The 1687-nt window shown below is 74.5% G+C and carries 1 protein-coding gene and 1 pseudogene; one reads left to right on the top strand and one right to left on the bottom strand.

The genetic code is table 11. The features are described 5' to 3' along the window. Positions 1-315, bottom strand: a pseudogene (locus tag ABT381_RS35680) (hypothetical protein); the annotation flags it as partial. A gap of 567 nt (positions 316-882) precedes the next feature. Here ABT381_RS35680 and ABT381_RS35675 point away from each other — a divergent pair. Then, on the top strand, positions 883-1497 hold the full coding sequence (locus tag ABT381_RS35675; RefSeq protein ID WP_351602254.1) for a LysM peptidoglycan-binding domain-containing protein: 615 nt from the start codon (positions 883-885) through the stop codon (positions 1495-1497). Positions 1498-1687: the final 190 nt, after the last annotated feature.

Below are 1687 nucleotides of genomic sequence, written 5' to 3'. Positions count from 1 at the left end.
GCGCGGCGCGGGCGGCGCCGCCGGGGCCTCGGCGGGCGCCTCGCCGGTGATGGAGCGGACGGCGCCCTTGAGCTGCTCCTCGGCCACCGCGACCACCTGGGAGGGGATGCACGTGGCGTGGGCGAACGCCAGGACGGCGGTCTCCTCGCCGATGAACAGGACGGTGCTGGTGCGCTCCTGTTCGCTGTCGCCCGGGGTGCGGCAGGAGGTGCAGTCGTAAGCGCCGGGGGCGTTGTCGCCGGCCAGCAGGCGGTCGGCCTCCTCGTCGCCGATCTCGGCGCGAACGTCGTCACTGACGTCGAGCATGCGGGGCACGGCTGACTCCTCGATCTGTGTGCAGGCTGCCGGGCGGATCCCGGCGTGTAAAAAGACAACGGGCGATCTGTGGCAGGAGTCACGCGCGGGCGTGAACGGAATCGAACCGATCGGCGCACACGGTGAACGCCGCCCCGGAAGTCGTCACTCCCCGCCACCGCGTGTGCGAGCCACGTTTCGGATTCTGGTGAGGTGGCTCACAGGCCGGGAGATCATCGGGCCGACAAATGCCGATATCAGGGAATGAAGGGGGTGACCGGAACTCGTCGGTACCTTTAGTAACGCACGACTGGCCTGGCGCGACAGTGGATTGGTTGATGCCGGGCCCCCGGGGTTCCTACATTCAGCGGCCGTGTGCACCGAGCACCGCCCGGGGACGCCCGCCGTCCGTAACCGGCAGCACGGCAGTACCGCAGTACGTACCCAGCGCAGCGCCGCGCCTCACGAGACGCGCGGAGCGGCGTGGCGCAGGACCCCGCGGCGGGCGGGGCGGAGCGGCGGACGGGCGTGACACACGCCCGGCGGCGCGCCGCCCGGGGGAGTCCCGGGTTTTCCGAGAGGAAATCCATGCCTTTTCCGAAGGGCTTCATACGTCGTGAAACCGCTGCCCTCGCCGGGGCGGTGCTGGTCGCACCGCTCGCACTGCTGGCCGCCACCGCCTCCGAGGCGCGCGCCGCGGACGGCGGGGTCTGGGACCGCATCGCGGCCTGCGAAAGCGGTGGGAACTGGCACATCAGCACCGGCAACGGCTTCTACGGCGGACTGCAGTTCACCGCCTCCACCTGGCGGGCGTTCGGCGGCCACAAGTACGCGCCGAGCGCCCACCAGGCGGGACGCGACGCACAGATCGCGGTCGCGACCAAGGTGCAGCAGTCCCAGGGGTGGGGCGCCTGGCCGGTCTGCTCGGTCCGGGCGAACGCCGCGGGCGGCGCGCCGGCGGTCGGCGACGGCGAGGTCTCGGCGTCCCGGAAGAGCGAGAACCGCGCGGTGCGCGGCAGCCACGCCGACCGCGGCCGCTCCCGGGGCGGCCAGGACGGCACGTACACGGTCCGCAGCGGCGACACGCTCGGCTCCATCGCCTCGGCCCGGGGCGTGTCCTGGCGGGCCCTGTACGCCGCCAACAAGTCCGTCATCGGCGGCGACCCGCACATGATCCGGCCCGGCCAGCACCTCTCGGTCTGACCCTCCCGGCCACCACCGTCCGACCCTCCCGGCCACCACCGGCCGCGCGTCCCCCGGTCCCACGGCGCGGCAGTGGCGGCGTGGGCCCCCCCGGCCCCCCCCCCCCGGGCCCACCGCCCCCCCCTGGCCCCCCCCCCCCCCGCGGCGGCCGTGTCCCGGCCCCCCCGCGACGGGGACGCCGGCCGGGGCC

This window comes from Streptomyces sp. NPDC000151 (genome assembly GCF_040301705.1).
Classification (GTDB): domain Bacteria; phylum Actinomycetota; class Actinomycetes; order Streptomycetales; family Streptomycetaceae; genus Streptomyces.
The sequence above is the reverse complement of the archived record's forward strand: the minus strand, read 5'-3'. Positions and strand labels throughout refer to the sequence as shown.

What these genes read in the sequence shown, in the direction of transcription:
- ABT381_RS35675 (WP_351602254.1), top strand. Translation starts at nt 883, where the DNA reads ATGCCTTTTCCGAAGGGCTTCATACGTCGTGAAACCGCTGCCCTCGCC.